24 protein-coding genes and 1 tRNA gene are annotated in these 26,643 nt (G+C 69.9%); 11 read left to right on the forward strand and 14 right to left on the reverse strand.

The window, feature by feature from the left end; genetic code table 11:
• Positions 1-66: 66 nt before the first annotated feature.
• From argB to IPK71_19635, 3 genes are all read right to left on the reverse strand, one after another.
• Positions 67-903: an acetylglutamate kinase gene (gene argB, locus IPK71_19625; protein MBK8215944.1), complete on the reverse strand. Its 837-nt coding sequence runs from the start codon at positions 901-903 to the stop codon at positions 67-69.
• The gene (argC, locus tag IPK71_19630) at positions 900-1,958 is read right to left on the reverse strand and encodes an N-acetyl-gamma-glutamyl-phosphate reductase (GenBank protein MBK8215945.1); all 1,059 of its coding nucleotides are present in this window, start codon (positions 1,956-1,958) and stop codon (positions 900-902) included. Before argC ends, argB begins: the two co-directional genes overlap by 4 nt.
• Positions 1,959-2,057: 99 nt before the next feature.
• Positions 2,058-2,813: a sterol desaturase family protein gene (locus tag IPK71_19635; GenBank protein MBK8215946.1), complete on the reverse strand. Its 756-nt coding sequence runs from the start codon at positions 2,811-2,813 to the stop codon at positions 2,058-2,060.
• Positions 2,814-2,937: 124 nt separating this feature from the next.
• Here IPK71_19635 and IPK71_19640 point away from each other — a divergent pair, with 124 nt between their 5' ends.
• From IPK71_19640 to IPK71_19655, 4 genes are all read left to right on the forward strand, one after another.
• Positions 2,938-4,104: a M20/M25/M40 family metallo-hydrolase gene (locus IPK71_19640; protein MBK8215947.1), complete on the forward strand. Its 1,167-nt coding sequence runs from the start codon at positions 2,938-2,940 to the stop codon at positions 4,102-4,104.
• Between the two features lie 44 nt (positions 4,105-4,148).
• Positions 4,149-6,749 (forward strand): CehA/McbA family metallohydrolase, encoded by a 2,601-nt coding sequence (locus tag IPK71_19645; GenBank protein MBK8215948.1) that lies wholly within the window; start codon positions 4,149-4,151, stop codon positions 6,747-6,749.
• A gap of 43 nt (positions 6,750-6,792) precedes the next feature.
• The gene (locus IPK71_19650) at positions 6,793-7,281 is read left to right on the forward strand and encodes an arsenate reductase family protein (protein ID MBK8215949.1); all 489 of its coding nucleotides are present in this window, start codon (positions 6,793-6,795) and stop codon (positions 7,279-7,281) included.
• A 149-nt stretch (positions 7,282-7,430) separates the two neighbouring features.
• Positions 7,431-7,505: transfer RNA gene (locus IPK71_19655), tRNA-Pro, on the forward strand.
• Between the two features lie 138 nt (positions 7,506-7,643).
• Here the strand turns inward: IPK71_19655 and IPK71_19660 are convergent.
• Together IPK71_19660 and IPK71_19665 are read right to left on the reverse strand one after the other, a co-directional pair.
• Complete coding sequence (locus tag IPK71_19660) at positions 7,644-8,078, reverse strand: GatB/YqeY domain-containing protein (GenBank protein MBK8215950.1); 435 nt, start codon at positions 8,076-8,078, stop codon at positions 7,644-7,646.
• Positions 8,079-8,170: 92 nt separating this feature from the next.
• Positions 8,171-8,686, reverse strand: coding sequence for a hypothetical protein (locus IPK71_19665; GenBank protein MBK8215951.1), 516 nt, complete (start codon positions 8,684-8,686; stop codon positions 8,171-8,173).
• Positions 8,687-8,822: 136 nt separating this feature from the next.
• Between IPK71_19665 and IPK71_19670 the strand changes: the two genes are divergently transcribed.
• Both IPK71_19670 and IPK71_19675 read left to right on the forward strand, forming a co-directional pair.
• A complete protein-coding gene (locus IPK71_19670; GenBank protein ID MBK8215952.1) occupies positions 8,823-9,632 on the forward strand; it encodes an SDR family NAD(P)-dependent oxidoreductase in 810 nt (269 codons plus the stop codon).
• A 102-nt stretch (positions 9,633-9,734) separates the two neighbouring features.
• On the forward strand, positions 9,735-10,601 hold the full coding sequence (locus IPK71_19675) for a cyclic nucleotide-binding domain-containing protein (GenBank protein MBK8215953.1): 867 nt from the start codon (positions 9,735-9,737) through the stop codon (positions 10,599-10,601).
• Positions 10,602-10,691: 90 nt separating this feature from the next.
• On the opposite strand, the gene IPK71_19680 is transcribed toward IPK71_19675, so the two are convergent.
• A complete protein-coding gene (locus tag IPK71_19680; GenBank protein MBK8215954.1) occupies positions 10,692-12,029 on the reverse strand; it encodes an MATE family efflux transporter in 1,338 nt (445 codons plus the stop codon).
• Positions 12,030-12,396: 367 nt separating this feature from the next.
• On the opposite strand from IPK71_19680, the gene IPK71_19685 reads away from it, so the two are divergent.
• The 4 genes from IPK71_19685 (at position 12,397) to IPK71_19700 (ending at position 18,391) form a co-directional block, all read left to right on the forward strand.
• Positions 12,397-13,725 (forward strand): DUF1015 domain-containing protein, encoded by a 1,329-nt coding sequence (locus IPK71_19685; protein ID MBK8215955.1) that lies wholly within the window; start codon positions 12,397-12,399, stop codon positions 13,723-13,725.
• 304 nt (positions 13,726-14,029) lie between these two features.
• Entirely contained in the window at positions 14,030-16,465 is a 2,436-nt protein-coding gene (gene lon / locus IPK71_19690) for an endopeptidase La (GenBank protein ID MBK8215956.1), read from the forward strand.
• Positions 16,466-16,573: 108 nt separating this feature from the next.
• Positions 16,574-17,038, forward strand: a complete 465-nt coding sequence (locus tag IPK71_19695) for a GNAT family N-acetyltransferase (protein ID MBK8215957.1) — start codon at positions 16,574-16,576, stop codon at positions 17,036-17,038.
• A gap of 45 nt (positions 17,039-17,083) precedes the next feature.
• Positions 17,084-18,391, forward strand: a complete 1,308-nt coding sequence (locus tag IPK71_19700) for a homoserine dehydrogenase (protein MBK8215958.1) — start codon at positions 17,084-17,086, stop codon at positions 18,389-18,391.
• 9 nt (positions 18,392-18,400) lie between these two features.
• Here IPK71_19700 and IPK71_19705 read toward each other — a convergent pair whose 3' ends face one another.
• From IPK71_19705 to IPK71_19740, 8 genes are all read right to left on the reverse strand, one after another.
• Positions 18,401-19,876: a nicotinate phosphoribosyltransferase gene (locus tag IPK71_19705; GenBank protein ID MBK8215959.1), complete on the reverse strand. Its 1,476-nt coding sequence runs from the start codon at positions 19,874-19,876 to the stop codon at positions 18,401-18,403.
• A 62-nt stretch (positions 19,877-19,938) separates the two neighbouring features.
• Entirely contained in the window at positions 19,939-20,784 is an 846-nt protein-coding gene (locus IPK71_19710) for a glutamate racemase (GenBank protein ID MBK8215960.1), read from the reverse strand.
• Between the two features lie 25 nt (positions 20,785-20,809).
• On the reverse strand, positions 20,810-21,670 hold the full coding sequence (locus tag IPK71_19715) for a rhomboid family intramembrane serine protease (GenBank protein MBK8215961.1): 861 nt from the start codon (positions 21,668-21,670) through the stop codon (positions 20,810-20,812).
• A 77-nt stretch (positions 21,671-21,747) separates the two neighbouring features.
• A complete protein-coding gene (locus IPK71_19720; protein MBK8215962.1) occupies positions 21,748-22,386 on the reverse strand; it encodes a hypothetical protein in 639 nt (212 codons plus the stop codon).
• On the reverse strand, positions 22,379-23,728 hold the full coding sequence (accC, locus tag IPK71_19725; protein MBK8215963.1) for an acetyl-CoA carboxylase biotin carboxylase subunit: 1,350 nt from the start codon (positions 23,726-23,728) through the stop codon (positions 22,379-22,381). Before accC ends, IPK71_19720 begins: the two co-directional genes overlap by 8 nt.
• 8 nt (positions 23,729-23,736) lie before the next feature.
• Positions 23,737-24,195 (reverse strand): acetyl-CoA carboxylase biotin carboxyl carrier protein, encoded by a 459-nt coding sequence (gene accB / locus IPK71_19730; GenBank protein ID MBK8215964.1) that lies wholly within the window; start codon positions 24,193-24,195, stop codon positions 23,737-23,739.
• A gap of 127 nt (positions 24,196-24,322) precedes the next feature.
• Complete coding sequence (gene aroQ, locus IPK71_19735) at positions 24,323-24,793, reverse strand: type II 3-dehydroquinate dehydratase (protein MBK8215965.1); 471 nt, start codon at positions 24,791-24,793, stop codon at positions 24,323-24,325.
• Complete coding sequence (locus tag IPK71_19740; GenBank protein MBK8215966.1) at positions 24,790-25,149, reverse strand: hypothetical protein; 360 nt, start codon at positions 25,147-25,149, stop codon at positions 24,790-24,792. Before IPK71_19740 ends, aroQ begins: the two co-directional genes overlap by 4 nt.
• A gap of 196 nt (positions 25,150-25,345) precedes the next feature.
• Here IPK71_19740 and IPK71_19745 point away from each other — a divergent pair, with 196 nt between their 5' ends.
• Entirely contained in the window at positions 25,346-26,629 is a 1,284-nt protein-coding gene (locus IPK71_19745; protein MBK8215967.1) for a hypothetical protein, read from the forward strand.
• Positions 26,630-26,643 lie beyond the last annotated feature (14 nt).

The following is a 26,643-nucleotide window of genomic DNA, read 5'->3' on the forward strand; positions in this document are numbered from 1 at the left end:
GCGCGCCACGACCACCGAAAATATCCGTAGTTACGATACGTTAGGCCGCTCGGTGCCCGGCCTGCCTCACGGGACGAGGACCGTGCCCTTGGAGCCGGGCTCGGCGATCTCGGCGGCCAGGTCGCCTTCGGCGAGATTCCCGACGACGTGCACGGCGCGCACGCCGCTCGCGATCGCCGTGAACGACTCCTCGAGCTTCGGGATCATGCCCTTCGTGACGGTGCCGTCCTCGACGAGGCGGGCCTTGTCGGCGCGCGTGATCCTGGCGATGCGCGAGCTCGGATCGGAGATGTCGCGCAGCACGCCGGGGACGTCGGTGACGAGCACGAGGGCGGCGGCGTCGACGAGCACGGCGACGCGGTTCGCCACGACGTCGGCGTTGATGTTGTAGACGTTGCCGGCCTCGTCGGCCCCGAGGCACGCGAGCACGGGCAAATACCCTGCGCCGAGCAACGTCCCGAGCAGGTGCTCGCCGAGGCCCGTCACGTCTCCCACGTGCCCGAAGTCGATCGGGTCGGGCCCACCGCCGTCGACCACGCGCGGCGGGCGCTTCTTCGCGGTGATCACACACGAGCTCGCGCCCGAGAGCCCGACGGGGCGCGCGCCGGCACCCAGGAGGGCGCGGCACAGGTCGACGTTGACCTGCCCGGCGACGGTCATCTTCATGACGTCGAGCGTGGCGTCGTCGGTGATGCGGCGCCCCGCGACGATGTTCGGCGACTGGCCGAGCTTCTTCTGGAGCTCGGTGGCCTGAGGCCCTCCGCCGTGCACCACGAGCACGGGGCGAACCTTGGCGATCTCGGCGAGATCGTGGCCGATCGCGGCGAGGTGCTTTCCGCGCACGACCTCGCCGCCGAGCTTCACGACCACGGCACGGCCCTTCTCGATCGAGGGCGCGCTCATGGGTACCCGCCGGGATCTTCGAGCGAGAGGCGCTCGTCGAGGCCGAGCACGAGGTTCATCGACTGGATGGCTTGCCCGGCGCCGCCCTTGATGAGGTTGTCCGTAGCGGCGAAGCACGCCACCACGCTCTTGCCCGGCTCGGCGCCGTCCGAGCCCACCTCGAAGCCGACCTCGGCGTAGTTCGTGCCCGAGACCGCCGCCACCTCGGGCAGGCGCTTCGCGGGCACGCGCACGAACGGCTCGGCGGCGTACGTTTCCTTGTAGAGTGCACGGAGGTCCTCTTTCGTCGCGCCTTCGACGTGGGCGAAGCACGTGACGAAGATGCCGCGCGAGAGCGGCGCGCTCACGGGCACGAAGCGGAGGGTGAGATCCTTCGCGCCTGCGTCCTCGAGGGTCTGCACGATCTCGGGGATGTGCTGGTGATCGAGCGGTTTGTAGGTGCGGAGGTTCACCGCACGAACCGGGTGGTGCGTGCCCGCGCTCGGCACGACCCCGCTCCCCGACGAGCCGGTGATGCCGACGACCTCGACGGGGCCCCGCAGGAGGCCCTTCTTGGCGAGCGGGAGCAGCGCGAGCTCGATCGTGGTCGCGAAGCAACCTGGCGAGGCGACGTAGCGCGCGGCCTTGATGCGCTCGCGGTGGAGCTCGGGGAGGCCGTAGACGAACGTGCCGGAGAGCTTGTCGGGGCAGGGGTGATCGGCGTGGTAGTAGCGCTTGTACGCTGCGGGATCGCGGAGGCGAAAGTCGCCCGAGAGGTCGACGATCTTCGCGCCCGACTCGAGCAGCTCGGGCATCTTCGTGGCCGACACCTTGTGCGGCAGCCCGAGGAGCACGACGTCCATGCCCTTCGCCGCCTCGGCCGGCGTGAGGCCCTCGAAGACGAGATCGGTGCGCCCCTCGAGGTTCGGGTGCGCCGCCGAAAGCGGCTCGCCGACGAAGTCGACCGACGCGACACGAACGAGCTCGACCTCGGGGTGGAGCAAGAGCCGTCGCACGAGCTCCCCGCCGCCGTAACCACTGCCACCGATGACGGCGGCCTTGAATCGTTTTGCCATGGTGCGCGCGAGCTTACCGCTTCGCGGGTGCGGATGGCACGGGGGACGAACGGTCCTGCGCGATGGGCTCGGCCCTGTCGCGGTGCGTCGTCTCGCGCGCTACTCGGCGGCGCTCTCGGCCGCGCGGCTCGCCTCGCGACGCCGCGGGCGAACGGGCTCGTCCGAGGCCATCGTGCCCATGAGCCAGTCCCAAAGCGGGAGCGTGACGTTGAAGTTCTTTCGCTGCATCACGCGAGGATCGTGGTGGACCGCGTGGTGCTTCCGCATGAAGCGAACGAGCGGGTGTTTTCCGATGGGGTGGTCCTCGGGCAGGTGGTAGGCGAGGTGCGAGAGCTCGTACGTGGCCATGTAGGCCCCCGAGGTCGCGAGCATGAGCCAGCCCGCGTTCGCGCCGAAGAGCTTTCCGACCGCCAGGGCGAGCGGCGCCGAGGCCATGACGGCGCCGAGCACGCCCACTGCCGGGATGAGCACGAGCCGCATCTCCTTCGTCTCGCGCATGGCCATGTCGTCCTCGACGAAGACCACGTGGTGGTTCGGGGTGTGCCGATCGAAGAGCTCGCCGAACGGGAAGCGGCGCTTGTGCAGCACGTCCTTGTGCACGCGCCACTCGAAGCCGTTCGCGATGACGAAGCCGGCGACGGGCACGAGCACGGCCTCGAGCGCCGACACGCCGCTGAGACGCGAGAGCGCGAAGGCGACGGTGCCCGCCCCGATCCCCGCCGTCGCCAAGAGGTGACCGATCGGCGAGTACCACGACGGAATTTCCTCCATCGACGCCTTGCGCACCTTCTCCCGGTGGGCCTCGAAGGTGCTTTTTTCCGACGAAAAGACCTGCGTTCCGTTCTCTGTGCTCATGGGTCGACTATGAATTCTGAAAACTCAGAACGCAATAACAAAACGACCGGTCGTTCATTTAGTTGCGTTGGCGTGCCTGCTCGCCCCGCGCGAAGTCGGGGCCCCGTGCTTTAGGATGGCCCCCATGGGAACCCCGGCCGACGACGTGTCGCTCTACCTCCGTGACCACGAGACCGCGATGCGGGAGCGCCTCGCCGAGCTCGTCGAGCAGAACTCGTTCACGGACAACGCCGAGGGTGGCCGCAAGGTGCTCGCGATGCTGGAAGAGACGTTCGCCATGCCCGGCCTCGCTGGCAAACGAGTGCCGTCGACGCGCTTCTCCGACCACCTCGTGCTCTCGACCGAAGGGAAGAAGGGCGCTCCTCCGATCGCGCTCGTCGGTCACTACGACACCGTGTTCCCGCCGGGGACCTTCGAGGGGATTCGGCGTGACGGCGAGCTCCTGCGCGGGCCCGGCGTGCTCGACATGAAGGGCGGGCTCGTGGTCGTGGCCTACGCGCTCCGGGCCGTGGCCGAGACCGTAGGGCTCGACGCGATCGCGCCGCTCCGCGTGGTGGTCGTGGCCGACGAGGAGGTGGGCTCGCCCGAGGGGCAGGGGGTCATCCGCGAGGCCATTCGCGACGCCTCGTCGTGCCTCGTGTTCGAGGCCGGTCGAAAGGGTGATCTCGTGATCACGCGGCGCAAGGGGACGGGCGGCATGACCGCCACGGCCTTCGGCAAGGCCGCGCACGCCGGAAACGCCCACAAAGAGGGCGCGAACGCGATCTGGGCGCTCGCGCGCTTCGTCGATCGCGTGCAGGCCCTCACCGACTACTCCCGCGGCGTCACGGTGAACGTGGGCAAGCTCGTGGGAGGACAGGGCAAGAACACCGTGCCGGACGAGGCTCGGTGCGAGGTCGATCTCCGCTTCGAGACGCGTGAGGACGGCGAGGCCCTCGAGGCCGCGATCCGCGCCGCGGCAGCCCAGGCGGCCGAGAGTGTGCAAGGTACACGTATCGAGCTCGGCGGGGGAATCGGGAGGCTCCCCCTCGAGCGCTCGGCGTCGAGCGTCGCGTTGATGGAGAGCTACCTCGAGGCGGCGCGCTCCGTGGGGCTCGGGTCGGGTGAGGCGCCGCTCATCGGAGGGGGCTCCGACGCGAGCACGTCCTCGGCCATGGGGATCGCCTCGATCGACGGGCTCGGGCCGCGTGGCATCGGGTTCCACACGAAGGACGAGCAAATCGAGGTAGCGACGCTCCTCCTCAAGGCCCAGGCGCTCGCCCGGTTCCTCGTCGCGCGGTCGCGCGGGTGAAGTTTTTCCCACGACTCCACGGGCCTCGTGTGTCGAAGCCCGCGATGGCAACGAAGTCGCTCGGCCTCTCCCTCGTCGTCGCAGGGATCGCGCTCGTCGCGGCGGGGTGCCAGCGCGAGAGCGACTACATCCCCCCCATCGCGGTGTCTCCCGGCGTCCAGGGGCGCATGGGGCTCGTACCTCGGCACGCGGGGGCTGTGGCTCCGCGGGCCGCCGCACCGGGACGCGCGCGGGCCCACGTGATGAAAGCGGGCGAGGCCCTCCTCGGCACGAACGCGGTCGGAAAGCCCGGCGACGTGATGCTCGAGAACGACGAGATCGTGCTCGTGTTCGACGCGCTCGGGGGCGGCGTGGGGTTCGCCGAGTCGGGCGGCAACTTGGTCGACGCCGCCGACGCGAAGGTGCGACGCGACGAGCTCGGGCAGATGTTCACGTTCTTCGGCGTGTTCCCTCGCCAGGCCGTCTACGACGCGCTCACGTTCCGCGACGAGCCCGACGGGAGCGCGGTCGTCGTCGCGAAAGGAAAGGAGCTTTACGAGCCGTCTCTCGCGATCGAGACGGTCTACAGGCTCTCTCCCGGCGATCGCGCCATGCTCGTGACGACGACCCTGGCGAACACGAGCCGGGCGCCGCTCGTCGTGCCCGGCTTGGGCGACGCCGTGCAGTGGGGGATGGCCGAGCGGTACGCGCCGGGCAAACCTCGCGGCTTCCGTGGCCCATCCGAGGGCGCGTTCCTCGGTGGGGTGGGCGTGACGACGAGCTACGCCCTCACCACGACCGACGCGCACGTCGAGGCCGTTAGCGGGTCCACGTGGAGCGACACGTTCCAAGAGCGCGACGTGAAGCTCGCGCCCGGGGCGTCGAAGAGCTACGCGAGGGTCTTCGTCGTGGGGGAGCGCGGGGACACGGCGAGCGTCCTCGCCGAGCTCTTGCGCACCTCGGGAGAGGACGTCGGCACCCTGACCGTGCGCCTCCGCGGACCGAAAGGAGAGGTCCCTGCGCCCTTGGGCGCGCGTGTCTCCGTGCGCACCCGGGACGACCACGAGCTCGTCGGCATCGTGGCGGCGGGCACGTCCGCGGTCGTCGGCGATGTCCCCAAGGGGAGCTACCTCGTGGCCTACGCCCCGAGCGCGGGCCGCGTGGCGCGTGGCAAGCCGGTGCCGGCGGTCGTCGAGAAGGGGAAAGCGACCGAGGTGTGGCTCGACGTGACCGAGCCCGGCGCGCTCGCGTTTGCCTGCGCCGACACGGACGGCCGGAACCTCCCCTGCAAGGCGACGTTCGTCGGCGCGAACGGCACCGAGACCCCCGACCTCGGCACCCCGCACCGCGCGGGCTTCGCCAGAAACCGCGTGCTCACCGAGACGGGCGTGGGCGAGGCGCAGCTCCCTCCGGGCGACTACGACGTCGTGCTCTCGCGTGGGCTCGAGCACACGATCGCGAAGGCGCGGGCCACGGTGAAGGCTGGCGAGACCGTGCGGGTCGAGGGCACGCTCGAGCGCGTGGTCGACACGTCCGGCTACCTCGCGTGCGACTTTCACCAGCACTCCATGCTCGGCGCCGACGCGCCCGTCGGCAAACGCGACCGGGTCGTGTCGAACGCCGTCGAGGGCGTCGAGCTCGCGGCGACCACCGAACACAACCTTGTCGCAGATCTGTCTGGAATCGTTAAGGAATTGTCTCTCGAGGCGTGGCTCGTCCACGTCCCCGGGGACGAAGTGACGACCGACGCCCAGGTGCGACCGTTCGGTCACTTGAACGTCTTCCCCCTCGTGCCCGACCCGGCGAAGCCTCGGGCCGGCGCGTTCCCCGTTCGTGGCAGGCTCGCCCGCGACGTCGTGCGTGACGCGCGAGCCTTGCCGCATCCGGTGGTCGTGCAAGTGAACCATCCTCGCTCGGGGCGAACGGGCTACTTCGACGCCCTCGCGTTCGATCGAACGAAGGGCGAGGGCACGGGGGAGGGGTACACGGCCGACTTCGACGCGCTCGAGGTATGGAACGGGCGCGACGAGACGCAGCGCGGGCGCGCGACGGACGACTACTTCGCGCTGCTCGCGGCCCGAAGGCCCGTGACGCCCACCGCGAACACGGACACCCACGGCGTGGTCGGCGAGGAGCCCGGGTACCCGCGCACGATGGTGCGCGTCGACGACGACACCCACCTCGAGGCGTGGGACGCCGGGCGCACGGCCGGCCTCGTGCGCTCGCTCACGAAGACGCGCGACGTCGTGGTCACCAACGGTCCGTTCGTGCGCGTGACGATCGACGGCAAGGGCCCGGGGCAGGTCGTCCGTGTGAGGTCCGGCGCTCCGACTCGCGTGAAGGTGCGCATCGAGGCGCCCGCGTGGATCGATCTCGCGTTCGTGGGCTACCGCCTCGCCCGAGGGGGCCCCGGTCCCGAGCGCGAGCTCGCGAAGCTCTCGAGGGCCGATGGTCGCCCCGCGCTCCAGTGCGACGCGAAGCGGTGCGTGGCCGAGCTCGAGCTCGCCGTGACCGTGGCCGCGGACGACGCGCTCTCCGTCGTGGTGCGCGGCGTGCGCGAGCTCCGAGAGGTCATGGATGGCGCGGGGGACGACCTCCGCCCCTACGCCATGACGTCGGCGATCTTCCTCGACGCCGACGGCGACGGTCGGTCCCTCGGGCTCTGACCGGGCCCTCGAAGGGGGCGGGCCGGCGTGGTAACGAGGGGCCATGGCGAAGCCTCTCGTTCTCTCCTACGCGGCGTGTGGAACCTGCAAAAAAGCCCTGGCGTGGCTCGCCGGGCGGGGCATCGAGGTCGACGTGCGACCCATCGTGGACGACCCGCCGCGGCCGAAGGAGCTCGACGTGTGGATGCCCGCGAGCGGGATCGCGGCCAAAAAATGGCTGAACACGAGCGGCCAGAGCTACCGCGACCTCGGCGGCAAGGCCACGTTCGAGGGGGCCGCCGACGATCGCATCGCCGCGTTCCTCGCCGGGGACGGCAAGCTCGTGAAGCGCCCCGTGCTCGTCGACGGCGACCGTGTGCTCGTCGGCTTCGACGAGGCCGCGTATGCCGCGCACTTCGCCGAAACGAAGTCCCGCCCGCGCTCCACCGCGCCGAAGCCGACCCCCGCCGCGGCGCCCGCCCCGAAGCCGAAGAGCACCCAGCCCTCGAAGCCGAAGACCTCGCCGCCCCGCCGCGCCCCGAAGAAGGCCTGAGCGGGGGCGCCCGTCCCGAGCGCCCCATGATTTTCTCGAGCAAATTCTCGAACAAAATCAAAGTTGATGGGCACCTGGTCGTTTCCTCTTGAGGAGTTCCGAAAGCGCGTCTATGTTCCGCCCGCCTTCGTTGAAAAACGCTGGCGGATCGGGGCGTAGCGCAGCCTGGTTAGCGCACTAGACTGGGGGTCTAGGGGTCGGAGGTTCGAATCCTCTCGCCCCGACAGGTCCTGGGAGCTCGGCTCTCGGGACTTTTCGGTTTTGTGGTCGCGTGCGCGCGCGTCGTTCGGGCGCGCGTCGCGTGTCGCGCGTCCCAGGGGAGGGGCACGCCCGAGCGGTGCTCCGGTCGGGCGCTCGAGCCTTCAGCCGCGGAGCTTCTTCACGGCCTCGGTTACGTCCTTGCCGTTGGCGTCGACGCCGTCGGCCTTGAGGGCCTTCATGGCGATGCCGGTCGCGGCCCCGTCGTTCGGAGCGGCCTTGATGGCGTCGGCTTTCGGGGTGAGCTTCGCGACGAGCTCCTCCACCGAGAGGGCCTTCGGGAGGAGCGACGAAAGGACCACGATCTCGGCCTCGAGCGTGGCCTTTTCGGCCGGATTCGCGGTCTGAGCGGCCGTCTCGGTGACGGACTTCAAGAGCTTCTTGACGACGGCGATGGCGGCGTCATCGCTCTCTTTGGCGCCCTCCCGGGCCTCGGCGGTCTGGATGTCGCCGAGGGCGACGCGGAGCACTTCTTTTTCGACGGTGTTGCCGTCTCTCATGGCCTGCTTGATGCGGCGCGAGATCTCGTCTTTCAACATGGGCGCATGATGCCAGGGGACGGCCCTCGGGGGGCGCGAATCTCGCGAGGGGTCCTCTTCCTGTTCAGGGCGCTCGCCGCCGCTGCTCGCGCTCAGCGGGACTCGAGCGCGACCTTCGGCGCCTCGCTCTCCTTGGCGCGGAGGGCGATCGCGCGCACGTGCTTGGACAGGCCGACCCGGTCGCGGGAGAGCCTCTTCCCCGCCTCCGAGTCGCAGCGCCCGGCGGCGTACACGGCGAGGCGCTCCTCGCGTGGCAGGGCACCGCAGATTCGCTGAGATTCCCGGAGCTTGCGGAGGGCGGCGGTGGTGCACTTGGTCACGTCGGCCGCGACCTCCTCCCCGGTCCACCCCTCCCGGGTCTTGGCGCCTCCCGGCAGGTGGAGCTGGAACGCGCAGAAGCTCGTGGCCTTCCCCTCGCGGAGGTCGCCTCGCGCGCCGGTCTGGAAGCTCGACTCGCGGAGGGCCACGGCCACGAGCAGGCTCTGCTCGTCGGCGTCGGCCGTGGCGGCGTGGATGGCTTCGGCGAGCGCCAGTCGGTCCTTCACGTCGGCCTCGCCGCGCGAAGGAAGGAGCTTGAGCATCGTCACGAGCAGGAGAAGTGAGGTCACGAGCCCCCATATACGTGTGGGGGCTCGAGGCCGCAAGTCATTTGGGGGGATCGGCCCATGGGCGGCTCCCTCGGGGCGCTTGCCCGCTGCACGCGGAGAGCCACGTCGCCGGAGGACTTCGCTACTCTCGCGGCCCATGCAGGGCAAAGTCGCGTTGGTCACGGGAGCCTCTTCGGGCATTGGCCTTTCGGTCGCGGCGAAGCTCGTCGCGCGGGGGGCGCGTGTGGCGCTCGTCGCCCGGACCGTCGAGAACCTGGAGCGCGCCGTGGCGCGGCTCGGGCGCGACCGGGCCATGGCGTTCCCGTGCGACGTGAGCCGCCTCGAGGCCCTCGAAGAGCTCCCCCGGAAGGTCCGCGAGGCGATGGGCAGGCTCGACATCCTCGTGAACAACGCGGGCGTGAACCACCGCGGGAGCATCGCCAAACACAGCCCGGCGAAGCTCGCCGAGATCGTCACCACGAACCTGACGGCGCCGATCGTCCTCACGAGGGCGGCCTACGACGAGCTCTCGTCGGGAGGCTCGGTCGTGCACGTGGCGAGCATCGCGGGCATGGTCCCCGTGCCCGGCGAGGCGACCTACTCGGCCTCGAAGGCAGGGCTCCGCGCGTTCGCCCGGGCCTCCGCCGACGACCTCGCGAAGCGGGGCGTGCACTCCGGGGTCGTGTCGCCCGGCCCGGTCGATACCGGCTTCTTCGGGGACGTCTCCGAGGTGGCCGACCTGGTCTTCTCGCAGCCGATGTCGAGCGCCGACGAGGTCGCCGAGGCCGTCCTCCGGTGCATCGACACCCGCGCCGAGGAGATCGCCGTGCCGGCCGTGTCGGGGCGGCTCGCGACCGCGGCGTACGTGTTCCCGGCGCTCTCGGCCGCGATCCGGGGCCCGCTCGCCAAAAAGGGGGCGCGTGCGAAGGCGGCCTACATGGCCAAGAAGGCCCGCGACCCACGCTGAACGCGTCTGCGCGTCGGCTGGCAGCCCAAATTTCCCCTCCCCGAAAAAACGGGCCGCTCGGCTCGAGTTCGGGGTAGGGTTCGCGAGAAGAAGAGGCCTCCCGTGAGCGTGACCCCGAACGATCTCCGCAGAATCCCGCTGTTTTCGGACATTTCCGAACCGCACCTCGCAGAGCTGCTCGCGAGCCTCACGAAAACGTCCCACCCGAAAGGCCACGTCCTCTTCAAAGAGGGCGACATGCCGAAGACGTTCCTCCTCCTCGTGAAGGGGCGCGTGCGCCTCACCGAAGAGTCGACCACGCGCTTCGTGCTCGACCCGGTCGCGCCCATCGGAGAGCTCGGCTCGCTCACGGGCATCCCCCGGAGCAGCACGGCCGTCGCCGAGACGGCGGTCGAGGTCCTCTCGATCGAGGTGAACAAGCTGCGCACGTTCTTCGAGGCTCGCGCCGAGATCGCGTTCCCGTTCTACAAGAACCTCCTCGCCGTCGTGAGCGAGAAGGTGCTTCGTGATCGCCGCCGCCTCGACGAGGTCCGGGCGAACGTCATTCGCACCCAGAAGGCCATGAAGAAGCTGCGGGACGTGGTGCTCGGCGCCCCCGAGACGCCCATCTCGAAGCCCGTCTGCGACATGCTCGACGAGCACATCGAGCAAAACCGTCGCGCCCACTACCGCGTCTCGCCGGTGCCCGCGCTGCCTGCGCACGTGCGCCTCGACGACAAGAGCGAGGTCCGCATCGTGGACCTCTCCGACGCCTACCTGAAGCTCGCCGGCGCCAAGGACAGGCTCGCTCCCAAGGGTGAGCTCGTGGCGGTGCTCGTCCTCCCGCAGCGCGAGATCCTCGTCTCGGGCAAGGTCCTGCGCGCCGGCAAAGACGGCGTCGTCGTGAAGCTCGACGTCCTCATCGACGAGTACCACGCCGCCCTCGAGGACTACGTCACGCGCCTGCAAATGCTCGACTACGTCGTCTGAACAGAGCGCGCCCGTTACTCCGCGCATGCCCTCGGGCACCCCACGGTTCCCGTGAGGTGCCCGACGCTCTTTTGTAGCATTGCGGATTTCTTAGGTTTTCGGCCCGCCTGACTCCACCGAAGGCTGCGTCGCAAGCGTGCGGAACGACCCGCGCCTCCATCGCAGCCAAAAGAGGCCCGCGCCGAGCGAGGTCTCCGCGAGGAAGCCCATCCAGCCACCGAGCGCACCCATGCCCATGTGCTTGCCGAGCACGTACGCGGCTGTGGGGATGCACGCCCACGTGACCGAGATGCCGATCACGGCGACGCCGCTCACGTCCTTCGCGCCGCGGAGCGCTCCGCGGAGCACGATGTTCACCGCGTCGAAGAGCTGGAACACGGCCGCGACCCACAAGAGGCGCGTCGCGATGGCCGAGACGGCCGCGTCGGGCGTGAAAAAGCGCGCGATCGGGCCCGCGAAGAGCGCGAAACCGACGCCGCAGACCGCCATGAAGGCCATGCCCGTGAAGAGCCCGGCGTGCGTGGCGCGGTCGGCGCGGTCGACCCTCTTTTCGCCGAGCGAGCGCCCGACGAGCACGCTCGTCGCCTCGGAGACCGCGATCCCCGGGAGGAACGAGACGCGGATGGTCGCGAGGGCGATCTGGTGCGCCGCGATCTCTCCCGCGCCGAGCGAGCCCACGATGGCCGTGAACGTGCTGAACGCGAGGAGCTCGCCGGCGAACTGGACCCCGGTCGGGACGCCGAGCGACGCCACCTCCGAGAGGGCCTCGCGGAACGAGAGCCCGCTCGCCTTCGATCGCCGTTCTTCGAGCACGAAGAGCGTGAGCAGCACGGCGAGCTCGAGCACCTCGGTGGTGGCCGTGGCGTACCCCGCTCCGGCGACGCCGAGGCGAGGGAGACCGAGCTTTCCGTACACGAGCAGGTACGCGAGCGTCGCGTTCACGACGTTGCCGCCGATGCCCACGACCATCGTGAGCCGTACGTCGCCTTTGGCCTGCCGGTGCTGAATGAGCGCCGCCACGGCGCACGTCGCCGGCGCGCCGTACGAGACCGCGCGCAAGAACTCCGTCGCGTAGGGGACGACGCTCGGATCGGCGCCGACGAGCCGGAGGAGCGGCGCCGTGTCCCGCATCGCGAGCGAGACGAGGAGGCCGAACCCGAGGCCGAGCGCGACACCGGCCCGCCCGTACGCGAAGCCCTTGTGCGGCGCGCCCTCGCCGACGGCGTGGCTCGTCCGCACTTTGACGGCGCGCATGGTGCCGAACGCGAGCGCGTAGAGCAGGTACATCAGCGTCGTGGCCATGCCGACGCCACCGAGCGCCGCTGGGCCGAGGCCGCCGACGATCTTCGTGTCGACGAGCCCCAAGGCCGTCTCGCCCAGCATGGCGGCCGCGATCGGCCACGCGAGCTCGACGAGCTCGGCGAACATGGATCGTTCGGGGGTAGGTCGCTTGCCGGGGCGAGAGGGCCGCCCGGAAGCGACCCTGCGTTTGCGTCGAAAATAGTGCCTTTTCATGATTCCTTCCGCGAACTTGCGATGCCCCTCGGGCCACCGGATTTGCGTCCGGTTCCTCGAGGGGCTCGCACCGAAGGTGGCGAAGGGAACCGGTGACTCAGCGGACGACGCCCCCACACGGGACGCCGAAACGGGTCGTGTGGAGGGTGCGCTGATTCACCATGCGCTTCTTCTGACAGCCGAGCCGGGGCCCGTCAAGCGGCGATGCGCGGTCGCCTCGCGTCGCGACGTGTCCAAAATCCTTGGTCATCGAGCGCGTCGGCGCTCTAGGCTCGCGCGCATGGCCGAGATTGCCCCGCTCACTCCCCTCCGGTACGACCTGAGCCGCTTCGCCCTCGAGAGGGTGACGGCTCCTCCTTACGACGTCATCTCCGCCGAGGAGCGCGAGGCGCTCGCGGCCCGCGATCCCGAGAACGTCGTGCGCCTCATCTTGCCCGAAGGGGAAGGGGACACGAAGTACGCGAACGCCGCGACGACCCTCGCCTCCATGCGGGAGCGTGGGGTGCTCGTGCGCGACGAGGTCCCCGGGTACTACCGCTACGACCAGACGTTCACCGCGGCGGTCGCCGGCGGCGAGGCGCGCCGCATCACGCGCAAGGGGTTCCTCGCCGCGGTGAAGCTCTCGCCGTTCTCGGAGCGCATCGTCCTCCCCCACGAGCGCACCCTCTCCGGTCCGAAAGAAGACCGCCTGAAGCTCTTTCGCGCGACGCGCACGAACCTCTCCCCCGGGTTCATGCTCTACCGCGATCCTTCGCTGTCGCTCGACGGGCCCCTCGGCCTCGCGCGGCCGGTCGCCGAGATGATCACGCCCGACGGGGTCGTCCACCGCCTGTCCAAGGTGGTCGACCCGGAGGCCCTCCGGGCGATAACCTCGAAGATCGCCGAGAGCGCGCTCCTCATCGCCGACGGTCATCACCGCTACGAGACGGCCGTGCGCTACGCCGGCGAGGTGTCCGAGGCCCACCCCGGCGCGTCGGCGAGGGCCGAGCACCGGTACTTCATGGTGTTCCTTTCGAACGGGGACGACCCGGGCCTCGTGGTGTTCCCCACGCACAGGCACGTGCACTCGCTCCCGAGCTTCTCGTTCGACGACCTCCTCGCGGGCGCGCGGCCCCTCTTCGACGTGACCATGCTCGGCACGAGAGACACGCGCGAGATGCTCCGCGACCTCGACCGCGCCGGAAAAGTCGGCCCGGCGTTCGTCGCGTGCGCCAAAGACGGCCGCGCGGCGCTCCTCTGCCTCCGAAGCGATGCGAACCTCGCCGCTCACCCCGCGCTCTCAGGGCTCGTCCCGGCGCTCCAGCGGACCGACATCGCCGTTCTGCACGGCGCCATCCTCGAGAGCCTGTGCGGGATCACCAAAGAGGCTCAGGCGGCGAAGACGAACCTCTACTACCCCCAAGATGCCGAAAAGGCGTTCACGGAGCTCCTCGGGGGCAAGGGGGACGTGCTCTTTTTGATGAACCCGACCCCGCCGAACGTCGTGCGGGACGTGGCCGAGGCGGGCGAGGTCATGCCCCAGAAGTCCACGTTTTTCTTCCCGAAGGTGCTCACCGGGCTCACGATCCACACGCTCGACCCGGCGCGTGAGGTCCCCGCGCTCGGCTGAGCCGTGTGGCCACGGCGCGCCGCGGGCCCTTTCCCCCCGCCGAATCAGGCTTACCTTGCCCTCTCAGTGCTCGAGACGGCGGCCCCGAATCCCTTGATCTTTTCGTCGGGTTCAAGGGAACATGGCGTCGTCTCGGGGAATCTTGGCCCGCGACGCTTTCCTCGCAGTTCGACCCGAGAGCCCTTGGCTCCCTTGGCCTTCGATCCGGAGCCCTTGCTCCTTTCGTCCGCCCCTCCGACTCGGCGCCTGGCCGGCGGTGGGGGCGAAACATCCGGCGGCCGTGCCCGCCCGAGAGGTTCCTACCATGTCCGATAAAAAGGCCCCCGCGCCCCCCCGCGACAAGGACGACGAGCCCATCACGTTCGGTGACGAGCTCCCGGTGCTTCCGATCCGGAACGCCGTGCTCTTCCCGGGCAACGTGGCCCCGTTCGACGTCGGCCGCGAGAAGTCCGTCGCCCTCGTCGAGGACGTCGACAATTTCCCGTCGCCCGTCATCGCGATCTTCGCCCAGAAAGACCCGTCGACCGACGATCCCGGCGCGGACGACCTCCACACCGTGGGCTGCGCCGCGCGGGTCTTGAAGGCCCTCAAGCACAGCTCGGGCAACTACTCGCTCATCCTCCAGGGCATCGTCCGCATCCGGCTCGACGACGTGACCCAGTCCGGTCCGTACCTCAAAGCCAAGGTGCAGCGGCTCGACGAGCCCACCACCGAGGACGACGAGGCCGAGGCCCTCAGCATGAGCCTGCGCGACATCGCGAAGCAGGTCATCCAGCTCATGCCCGAGCTGCCCCGTGAAGCGGGCTCGCTCATCGACTCGATCCAGGCGCCCGGCGCGCTCGCCGATCTCGTCGCCGCGAACCTCGACGCCCCGGTCGAAGAGAAGGCCCAGCTCCTCGAGACGCTCGACGCAAAAGAGCGCATCCGCAAGGTGCTGAAGCTCCTCACGCGCCAGCTCGAGATCCTCAAGATGCGCGAGCGTATCAACTCGCAAATCAAAGAGGAGATGGGCAAAAACCAGCGCGAGTACGTGCTCCGCCAGCAGCTCAAGGCCATCAAAGAGGAGCTCGGCGAGGACGACGGCGATCAGGGTGACCTCGACGGGCTCGAGGACCGCATCGCCAAGGCGAACCTCCCGACCGAGGCCGAGCAGGTCGCGAAGAAGCAGATCAAGCGCCTCCGCAACATGCAGGTCGGCTCCGCCGAGTACACGGTGGTCCGCACCTACCTCGACTGGATCCTCGACGTGCCGTGGCACCAGCAGACGGCCGACAACCTCGAGATCTCGGCGGTGCGCAAGGTCCTCGACGAGGACCACTACGGCCTCGAGAAGGTCAAAAAGCGCATCTTGGAGTACCTCGCCGTACGCAAGCTCAAGAAGGACAAGAAGGGCCCGATCCTCTGCCTCCTCGGGCCGCCCGGCGTGGGCAAGACGTCGCTCGGGCGCAGCATCGCGCGCGCCCTCGGCCGCAAGTTCCACCGCATGTCGCTCGGCGGCGTGCACGACGAAGCGGCCATCCGCGGGCACCGGCGTACCTACGTCGGCGCCCTCCCCGGGCAGATCATCCAGGGCATGAAGAAGGTCGGGACGATCAACCCGGTCATCATGATGGACGAGGTCGACAAGCTCGGTCACGACTTCCGCGGCGATCCCGCGGCGGCGCTGCTCGAGGTGCTCGACCCCGAGCAGAACAACACCTTCGCCGATCACTACCTCGAGATCCCCTACGACCTCTCGAACGTGATGTTCATCGCCACGGCGAACGTCGCCGATCCGATCCCGGCGCCCCTCCGCGACCGCATGGAAATCCTGGAAATCCCGGGCTACACGCGCCGCGAGAAGCTCGCCATCGCTCGCCAGCACCTCATCCCGAAGCAGATCGAGGAGCACGGCATCTCGAACCAGACCGCGACCGACGGCACCGCCCTGCTCGAGATCAAAGACTCGGCGGTCGAGGTCATCATCGACGGTCACACGCGCGAGGCCGGCGTTCGTACGCTCGAGCGTCAGGTGGCGAGCGTCATCCGTGGTGTCGCCGTCAAGGTCGCCGAGGGTGATCTCTCGCCCCGCCGCATCGAGACCGAGGACCACATCCGTGAGTTCCTGGGGCCGACGCGCTACACGAGCGACGTGGCCGAGCGCACCTCGGAGACCGGCGTGTGCACCGGCCTCGCGTGGACGTCCGTCGGCGGCGAGATCCTCTTCATCGAGGCGACCCGCATGTACGGCTCGGGCAAGCTCCAGCTCACGGGGCAGCTCGGCGACGTCATGAAAGAGTCCGCGCACGCGGCCCTCTCCTACGTCCGCGCGAACTGCGAAAAGTTCGGTATTTCCAAGGACTTCCTCGAGAAGAGCGACATCCACATCCACATCCCCGCGGGCGCCATGCCGAAAGATGGCCCGAGCGCGGGTGTGACGATGTTCACGGCGCTCGTCTCGCTCCTCACGGGCATTCGCGTTCGTCACGACGTGGCCATGACGGGCGAGATCTCGCTGCGCGGTCGGGTCCTCCCGATCGGTGGCCTCAAGGAGAAGGTGCTCGCGGCCCACCGCGCGGGCATCAAGCGCATCGTGCTGCCCGAGCGCAACGTGCCCGACCTCGAAGAGGTCCCGGTCGAGGTGAAGGGCGATCTCGAGTTCATCGCGGCGAGCAAGATGGAGCAGGTGCTCGACGCAGCGCTCGAAGAGAAGCCCACCCCGAAGCCCGAGGGCACCGCGGCGGCTCCGTCCACGAACTGAGCCGAGCGTCCCGTCACGAGGCCCTCCCACCTTCGCGGTCGGAGGGCCTTCGTGTGTCTGCGACGACGGGCTTGACCGCGCGCGGGTGGCGGTCTTTCGTTCCGGCCCATGCCGCTCGTCGTCCGCCCGGCGCTCGCCGCCGACGTCCCCCGCATCGAGGCCCTGCTGCGCGAGGTGCTCTCCGAGTTCGGCCTCGTGTTCGGCGAAGGCAGCGAGACCGACGCGCAGGTGATGGGGCTCCCAAGGTCGTACGCGGAGCACGGGGGAGCGTTCTGGGTGGCGGAGCTCGAGGGCGAGCTCTGCGGCACGTGCGGGGTGTTTCCCGTCGGGCCGGGCGCCATGGAGCTCCGAAAGATGTATCTTGCATCTTCGGCCCGCGGGCGCGGAGTGGGCGTGGCGCTGCTCGCCGAGGCCAAGGCGTTCGCGCGGGCGGCGGGCGCGCAGAAGCTCGTGCTGGACACGACGGAGCAGATGAAGGCGGCGATCGCGTTCTACGAGCGCGAGGGGTTCGTGCGCGACGACGCCGAGGTCCGCGGCGCGCGCTGCTCGCGCGGGTACGTCCTCGCGCTCTAAGGGAAGTCGCGCCGTCCGCCGCCTCGCCTCTGCTATCGTGCGGCCATGACGATCGGGGTCGGATTGCTCGGGTGCGGGACCGTCGGTTCCGGCGTGGTGAAGCTCCTTCGGCAGCGGCAGGCCGAGATCGAGGCGCGGGTCGGTGACCGCGTCGAGATCGTGGCGGTCGCGGTCCGCGATCTCGCGAAGGCGCGCGTGTCCGAGCTCGGCAGCGTGCGGCTCACGGCGAGCCCCGCGGAGGTCGTGCACGAGCCACGCGTGAACGTCGTCGTCGAGCTCATGGGGGGGCTGGAGCCGGCGAAGACCCACGTCCTCGACGCGCTCTCCCGGAAAAAGGCCGTGGTGACCGCCAACAAGGCGCTGCTCGCGTACCACGGCCCCGAGATTTTTCGCGCCGCTCGTGAAGCCCGGGTCGACGTCGCCTTCGAGGGGGCCGTGGGCGGAGGGGTTCCCGTGGTTCGTGCGCTCCGAGACGCGCTCGCCGGGGATCGTGTGAGGCGCATCGTCGGCATCCTGAACGGGACGTCGAACTACGTGCTCACCCGCATGCAGCGCGAGGGGCTCGGCTTCGACGAGGTCGTACGCGACGCCCAACGGCTCGGCTACGCCGAGGCCGATCCGTCGCTCGACGTGGACGGCCACGACGCGGCCCACAAGCTCGTCGTGCTCTCGGCGCTCGCGTTCGGTCGCCGCGTCCGGCCGGAAGAGGTCGACACACGAGGGCTCCGGTCGCTCGAGCCGGTCGATCACGCTTGCGCCGACAGGTTCGGATTCGTCGTCAAACCCCTCGCGGTCGCGGAGGACACGGGGCTCTCCGATCCCGAGCGCGGCCCGTGCCTCGCGCTCCGCGTGGGGCCTGCCCTCGTGTCGAAGGACGCGCTCCTCGGGAGCGTGTCGGGGGTGCTCAACGCGGTCTTGCTCGAGGGCGACGCCCTCGGTCCGCTGGTGCTCTCGGGGCGCGGGGCCGGGGAGGGGCCCACGGCGGTCAGCGTCGTGTCCGACGTGCTCGACGTGGCCCGCGCGATCCACGAAGGCTCCACGGGAATGCTCACGGCAGCGCTCCGCACCGAGCCGTCGTGGGTGCGCGCCGCAGGGGAGGACGTGCTCCCCCACTACGCGCGGTTCGTCGTGAGGGACGAGCCCGGAGTGCTCGGTCGCATCACCACCTCGCTCGGCCGGGCCGGCGTCTCGATCCGAGAGCTTGTCCAGCTTCGCCGGGGCGACACGAACGCGGACGTCATCATGCTCACGCACGCCTCGTCGCGGGCGGCCTTCGAGGCGGCGCTCGCCGAGGTGGACGTTGCGCCGTTCGCGGTCGAAAAGACTCGGCTCTTCCCGGTGGTAGCGGCGTAAGTCGGTTGCTTATGCCGGCGCGCCGCGGCCTTCGTTCGCGACGACGCGCTCCCGCTCGGCGCGGAGGGTGCGCATGAGCGCCTGGGTCGCGTCGCTCACCTCGAGCGGCGTCGGGCTCGAGACACGCGCGGCCGTGAGCGCCGGGCCTTCGAGCTCCGTGCCGAGCACGTGATCGGGCGGGACGGGCTCTCCGTGCTGAAGGACGAGGCCGAGCGCGCCCTCGCCCCGCACACGGCGCGCCACGACGGGGACGCCCGGGAGGCTCTCTTTCCCTGCGCCAGGCTCGTCCCCGAATTTCATCACGGCGCGGGGACCCGACTGGGACAGCTTGTATACCGCAGCGACCTTGTCGCGTGTGAGCGTGCGGCCCGCCGTCTCGGCCACGAGGAAGCCCCCGTACCCGTAGAACTGCTTCGACTCCGGCACGCCGAGCTCGCGCCGGACGGCCTCGAAGCGCGCGGTGAGCGCCGTATCGAAGCTGTCCTCGAGGATGTGGACGGGAGCGAGCCCCAAGGCCGCCGCGCGCGCGACCGCTTCGCGGTACTGCGCCTCTTTGTCACCCGAGTCGTAGCGGATGCTGTCTCCCGCGTCGGGCGCCTCGGCCATGAGCCTGAGGGCGGCGGGGAGCCCGGAGCGGAGCGTGTCGAACGTGTCGAGCAGGAAGCTCGAGCGGGTGGGGCGGCGGTCCCGCATCGCCCGGTAGGCGACCTCGTCGGAGCCGAACCTTTGCACGTGCTCGTGGCCCATCGTCCCGACGGGGATCATGCCGAGCTCGTGGGCCCCGAGCGTGTTGCTCGTCCGAGTGAGCCCAGCGCCCTTCATGGCGGCGAGCGCCACGTGGTGCTGCTCGAGGCACGTCGCGGCCCGCAGGCCGACCTCGAAGATGCGCCCGGGATCGCCCGTGATGGCGACGAGCTCTCGGACGTGCGTCGCGACCCGGCTCGCGTACGCCTCGGGGCGAGCCTCCGGGCGGAGAGAGACGCGGCACTCGGGGTGAAGCTCCCTCACGGCGTCGAGCGTCTCCTCGACGATGCGGGCTTCGGCCTCACACGTCACCACGGCGAGCTCGCGCACGAGCGCTTCGGGATCCTGGAGGGCGAGCGTGGCGATCTGGATGCGGAAGCTCGCCTGAAGGAGCAGGGGCTCGAGCCACGACACGAGCGCCGACGGCCCGGTCACCGTGAGGAACGGCTCGCGCGGGAGGAACCACGCGCCCTTCGGGAGGGCCCGGATCTCGAGCGCCGCGGGCCCGGCCACGGCCGCCTTGAAGCCCGCCCCCATGTCGTACCCGTGGGCGGCCAAAAATGTGTAATCTGCACTCGACGCCGCGGGCAGCAGCCGCGACACGAGGGCTCTCGGATCGAAGGGGAGGAGCTGCGCGCCGCCCTTGCGGTGCGACTGGTAGAACGTCTCGCGGCGCAGCGGATACCCCGCCTCGGCCATGCTGAGCTTGTAGCCGTCGGTCGCGAGCACGGAGATGGTCATGAGCCTAGACCATAGGAACTAGGCTATGAGTGTCAATGACTCTTTTTGGGGTATACGGTGCTCTAAAGGTCGATCGCGTGCACGTCGTGGGCGTCTTCGCCGAGGAAGCGCGCGGCCTGGTCGGCGAACGAGCGTGGCATGTCGGTCACGAGGAGCTTCACGGTCCCCGGAGACTCCTTTCGACGCGCAAGTCCACGCTCACGGAGGAAGCTCGCCGTGTCCTCGGCGGTGGCGTGGGCGCTGTCGACGACCGCCACGTGAGGCCCGATGAGCCGCCGCGCGACGTCTTCGATCGTCGGCCGGAGGAGGGGGTAGTGGGTGCATCCGAGCACGACCACGTCGACGCCCTTCGCGGCGAGGGGCGCGAGGTAGCGTTCGGCAGCGAGCCTCGGCACGTCGCCCTCGGTCCATCCCTCTTCGGCGAGCGGGACGAAGAGGGGCGCGGCCTGCCCGAACGTCTCGGCGCGCGTCGAGAGGGTGCCGACGGCCCGCGGGTACGCTCCCGAGGCGATCGTGCCGGCCGTGGCGAGCACGCCGATGCGGTGGCGTGTGGTCGCGGCGACGGCAGCGCGGGCGCCGGGCTCGATCACGCTCAGGATCGGGAGATCGAGCTCGATCCGTAGGCGCTCCGGGGCGACGGCGCTCACCGTGTTGCACGCGATGACGATGGCCTTCACGTCGCGCGCGACGAGGGCCTTCGAGCAGCCGAGCGCGTACTTCACGACGGTGTCGGGCCCCTTGGTGCCGTAGGGCACACGGGCCGTGTCCCCGAGGTACACGATGTTCTCGTTCGGGAGCGCCGCGCGGATAGCCCGCACCACCGTGAGGCCACCGAGCCCCGAATCGAACACCCCGAGGGGCGCCTCTCGTCGGGCGTCGTCGTCGGCGCGGTCCGTGTGGCTCACCATGTCTCGGCCGAGCCCCTTCGGCCCCTCAGTTGAGCCACCGCTTGTCCTTCGGGGATTTTTTCGTCTCGCGGTCGTCGTCGAGGCCGCCGTAGACGACACGAAGCGAAGGCGTCTTGCCCTTCTTGGTGGCGCGAGGCTCCGAGGTGCCGCGCTCGTCGAGGAGCGACTCGACCGTGAGCACGGGCCCTTTGCGCCGAAGGAACGCGAGCTTCGCGCGGAGGTAGGCCTTGCGCAGCGGCGACGGCGTGCCCCCGAGGAGCGCTCCGACGAGGGCCCCACCGAACGGCGCGACCACCCCCTCGGGTTGGCTCTGCGAGTAGACGAGCCCGAGCACGCAGAAGCCGAGCGTGATCCAGATGAACGTCGTCCCTCGGATGGGCAGAAAGAAGAACAGCCGGATCTGCGCGTTCGGGTTCTCTCGGCCCCAGGCGATCGCGGCGGCGATGAGCGCGGCCTCCGGGCCGAAGAGCACGGTCCGCCGAAGGAGCCCGACCCCTGGGAAGGCCTGCGCGAGGACGAACGCGAGCAGATTGCCCACCAGCACGGAGGACACGAGCAGCCCGACGAAGCGCCCGCCCCCCCAGCGACGTTCGAGGTCCCCTCCGAGGAAGTAGAGGCCGAGCAGCGTGAAGAGCGTGTGCGAGATCCCCTCGGGGCTCGTGAGGAGGCCGCTCGTGAGGAGCCGCCACGGCTCGAGGAAGAAGGCGCGGTTCGTCGGGTCGAACGTGAGGTACCCGACGAGCTCGGCGCCCTTGGGACCGCCCGGCAGCCAGTGCACGACGATCGCCGACACCACGGAGACCGCGGCGAGCAGCACGAGCACCACACGGAGCGTGGGCCCGGGCTTCGGTAGGGCCATGCCGAGAGATGAGGGCTCGTCCGCCATGCGTCGAGAGATCCTAAGGCCGATGGCTCACGATCGCCAGAGCGGCGAGCCGAAACCGAAATCACGCCTCGAGGGGATCAGTCGGTCGCCGCGTCGGAGGCGTCGAGGTGGGCGTCCGTGGTCGCGTCGGAGGCGTCGAGGCTGGAGTCGGAGGTGGCGTCCGAGGCGTCGAGGGACGCGTCGACGACGGGCACGACGGTACCGCTCGGGTCTTTGCAGGCGGCGAACGCCTGTACGTTGTCGCGCACGGTGCCGGTGCACGTGAGGGTGCCGAGGCTCCCGGGGAGGTCGCGGAGGGCGCCGACGTTGGCGAGGGCCGCGTCGATGGCGGCGGCCTGAGCCTCGTACCCGCGGAGGTCGAAGAGCGTCACCGTGACCTCGTACGTCGTGAGCGACCGCAGCGGGGGCGAGACGAACGTGGCGTCGGCGAAGCAGTCGAAGAGCCCGCCGATCTCGGCGTTCCCGAGGCCGTTTTCGGTCACGGGGCGGCCGACGGCGACGTACTTGTACACCTCACCGGGGCGTCGCCCGCACCCGATGCTCCTGGTGACGTCGGCGGCGCGCACGGTGAGGCTGGTCACGACGGCCTGGTCGGCGGAGGTGCCCGTCTCGCACGCGGTCACGCTCGAGCCCGCCCCGACGAGCAGGGCGGCGACCGCCGCGAGGCCGACTCCGCGAAATGACGTTTTCGTCTTGAATAACGTGCGGTTACGCATCGCTTTGGCCGACGACCCGTTCGACCGTCCGTGTGCTCATGGTGCCGTCGAGGACCTCGGCGTCCCGGAGGAGCTTCTGGTGAAGCGGAATGTTCGTTCGGATTCCTCCGACGATGAACTCGTCGAGCGCGCGCTTCATCCGCGTGATGGCCTCGGCTCGCGACCCGGCGTGCACGATGATCTTCGCGATGAGCGAGTCGTAGTCGGAAGGGACCCGAAAGCCGCCGTAGACCCCCGAGTCGACCCGCACGCCGGCGCCGCCCGGAGGGAAGTACTCGGTGATGAGCCCGGGCCACGGCGCGAACGACTTGGGGTCCTCGGCGTTCACGCGGCACTCGATCGCGTGCCCGCGGAAGCTCCACGGGCGGGTGTCGGGCAGCTCGAGCTTCTCTCCCGCCGCCACACGGATCTGCATCTGGACGAGATCGAGGCCCGTCACGAGCTCGGTGACCGGGTGCTCGACCTGCACGCGTGTGTTCATCTCCAAGAAGTAAAGCTTCTTGTCTTCATCCATGATGAACTCGAGCGTGCCGAGCGAGGTGTAGCCCGTCTCGAGGACCGCCTTGCGAATGACCTCGCCGATCTCTTGGCGGAGCTCGGCGGTCATCACGGGGCTCGGGGCCTCTTCGATGACCTTCTGGTGCCGGCGCTGGAGCGAGCACTCGCGCTCGCCGAGCGTCCACACACCGCCGTGCTGATCGGCGATGACTTGGAACTCGATGTGCTTCGGCCGCTCGACGAACTTCTCCATGTAGACGTCGGGGTTCTTGAAGCCGGCCTCGGCCTCGCGCGAGGCTTGCACGAAGCTCGGCCCGACCTCTTCCTCGGTGCGGACGATGCGCATGCCGCGCCCGCCGCCGCCGCCGGAGGCCTTCATGATCACGGGCAGGCCGATGCGGCGAGCCTCTTCGAGCGCGTGAGCCTCGCTCTTGAGCACGGTGCTCCCCGGGAGGAGGGGCAGCCCGAACCGCTTCGCGTTCTCGCGGGCCGTGACCTTGTCGCCCCAGGCGCGCATGGCCTCGGGCGTCGGTCCGATGAAGGTGACGCCGCACTTCCCGAGGAGACGGGCGAACTCGGCGTTCTCCGAGAGGAAGCCGTACCCGGGGTGCACGGCGTCGGCGCCCGTGATTTCGGCCGCCGAGATGATGGCTGGAATGTGCAAGTAGCTCCGCGCCGCCGGTGCGGGGCCGATGCACACGGCCTCGTCGGCGAACCGGACGTGGAGCGCGCGTGCGTCGGCCTCGGAGTGGACCGCGACCGTCTTGATGCCGAGCTCGCGGCAAGCGCGCAGGATGCGCAGCGCGATCTCTCCGCGGTTGGCGATGAGGATCTTCTTGAACATGGGGAAAATCAGGCCTTTTTGAGCCGGAAGAGCTTCTGGCCGAACTCGACCGCTTTGCCGTTCTGCGCGTAGATCTCGACGATCGTGCCCGCGAGCTCGGCCTCGATCTCGTTCATCAGCTTCATGGCCTCGACGATGCAGAGCGTCTGGCCCGGCTTCACCTGCGAGCCGACCTCGACGAACGCGGGCGTCTCGGGGCTCGGCGCGCGGTAGAAGGTCCCGACGAACGGGCTCGTCACGTCGATGGTCGTGCCGTCGTCGACGGGAGCCTTGTCCACGTGGACCTGCGAGCCACGGGCCGAGGGGACGGCCGGGGCCGCGTGGGCCACGGCGAGCTGCGCCGGGGCGACTACCGTTCCGCGTTTGATGAAGACGCGCACGCCTTCGGATTCGTGCTCGAACTCCGCCACGTCGGCATCCGAGAGCACTTTGAGGAGAGCACGAAGCTCTTCGAGTTCGACCGCCATATTCCTCCGCGCCGCGATCTCGCGGCAGCGGGGACACTAGTATCGCTTGGTGGCGTTCGGCAACGGCGGAGAGCCCTTCGTTCGCGCGCGTCGACCGTGGGACTCTGCGAATTTCGCTACGCAGGTCTCACGTCGAGCGGAGACGCCGCGCGAGGGCCTCGAGCGCGAGCAGGTAGCTGTCGGCACCGAAACCGGCGATTTTCCCGACGCAGGCGGCCGCCATGTACGACGTCTTGCGGAACGGCTCACGAGCCTCGGGGTTCGACAGGTGGACCTCGACACACGGGATTCGCGTCGCGCGGAGCGCATCGAGGAGCGCGATCGACGTGTGCGTGTATGCCCCGGCGTTCATGAGCAAGCCGTCGGCGCGACCGGGAAGCTCGGCGATCCAATCGCAGAGGGTGCCTTCGTGGTTCGTCTGCCGCGCGTCGACGTGCACGCCGAGCTCCCGACCCCGCGCGACGAGGCGCTCGTGGATCTCGGCGAGGGTGAGCTTTCCGTAGACCTCGGGCTCACGCGTGCCGAGGAGCTGCAGGTTCGGGCCCGAAAAACACGCGATCGTGAGGGAAGGGGGGCCTTCTCCCGCGGCTTCGCTCATGCGAGCTCGGCGAGGATCTTCGGCGCGGCGAGGCGCAGGTTGAAGCGCCCCTTCCCGATGTTCCCCTCGGGGACCATGGCGAGCGCGAGGAAGTACTGCTCTCCGAGCGTTCGAATCACGGTGACGAGCTTCTCGCTGCCGACCGCGATCTCTTGGGCCGCGCCCGCCTCGAGCATGGAGGAAGCGCGGCGAATTCCGCCGACCACCACGCTGAACTCGATCCCGATGGTGGTGATGTCGAACGCGGCGCCGTCTTTCGCGTAGGCGTCGAGCGCGATCCCGCTCGAGTCCATCACGAGCCCTGCGATACCGCCGTCGGTCTTCTCGACCAGCTCTTTCAGCTGCGCCTGGAACATGAGGACGACGCTACGGGGCCGCGCGGGCCGCGTCAACATCCCGACGCGTCGGGAGGGGGAACGGTTCGCCGATTGACCCCTTCCGGAAGGTGCGTTTACGGTCGAGGGAGCCCGGGCCGGCACGTGTCGCGGGGCCCTATGCCCCACGGGCGCGCCTCCGGGTGGGCGTGCCCACCGATTCTCGCGAGGAGCTCGCATGCGTGCACGGGAAGGCGACCCCCTTCGTTCGATTCCACGGCGCATCGTCGACGCCCACCGCGCACCGTCCGGAGCGGTGCGCGTCGACCACGTCGCCATCACGGACATGGGCCGCCTCGCGGCGGTCCTCGAGGCGATAAGGGATCGCCCGCTCGTCCCGGAGCTCGTGGTCGCCTACGTCCCGGCGACGCCGCGGTCCGTGGTCGACGTCGACGCCCTCGTCGCGCGTGGTGTGGTCGTCGCGCGGCCGGGCGCGGGCACCGCCGCGACGGTGCATCTCGAGCGTTTCGCGAGCCCGGGCCGGGTGCTCGTGACGGACGACCCTCGCCTCGCGGCGGTCGGCGCTTCGGGCATGCTCGTGGTGCACGTGGAGGCGGTCGCTGCCCTCGCGGAGGTGCTCGCCGAGGGGCGGGTCGGGCTCCCCGAGATCGCCACGCTCCGTGTCTCCCTGGAAGGAAAGCTCCGCCCGTTCGTCGGCGCGACCGACGTCGCCTATGCGCTCGTCGACCGCCGAAGCTCCGTCCTGGGGCTCGGGGAAACGAGCGGCCGACCGGTCGTCGTCGAGGTCGGCGGGCCGTCCCTCCGCGTCCTCTCGGTGCACGAACGGGCGCAAATCGCCGCGGCGGCGAAGCTCGTCGGCGCCCTCGGCGTCGTTTTCCCGGTCGACGAGAGGGTCGAGGACTTCCTCCGCGACGAACGTCGCTCGAAGGCCCACCGCGTGCTCCCGGAAGAGGCCGAGGCCCCGCACGACGCCACGCTGGTGCTCGACCTCGGCACCGTCGGGGCGTCCCTCGGCACCCCGAGCGGGGCGACTCCCGTCGGGAAGCTCGCGGGCGAGAAGGTCGCGCAGGTGCTGCTCGGGGGCGACGGAATGCACTACCGCGACGTGCTCGTGGTCGCCGCCCTCGTCCGCGGGAAGCGTGTGCCGCGCGGCCTCGACCTCGTCTTCGTGCCGCCGTCGCGCCAGGTGCTCGACGTCGCCGCTAGCTCGGGCGCGCTCGCCGACCTGCTCGGCGCCGGCGCGCGGATCGTCGAGCCCGATCCGGCGATCCTCCGAGGCGAGGTGTTCGTACCTTCACCCACAAAAGGCGCCGGCCTGACACTCAGCGCGTTCCTTGGGCACGAGACCGTGGAGAGGGCGTACACGGCCAGCTCGGAGACCTTGGCGATGGCCATCGCCAGGGGGGTGGTCCACGATCCGAAGGCGTTCCGGCGCCTTCCGCGATTGAAGCTCCCGCGCTCTCTCCCGACCGACGACGTGCTCATCGTGCGGCCGCGCTGAGCCGACGGCGCGAG

The sequence above is a fragment of the Myxococcales bacterium genome, from assembly GCA_016712525.1.
GTDB lineage: Bacteria > Myxococcota_A > Polyangia > Polyangiales > Polyangiaceae > JAAFHV01.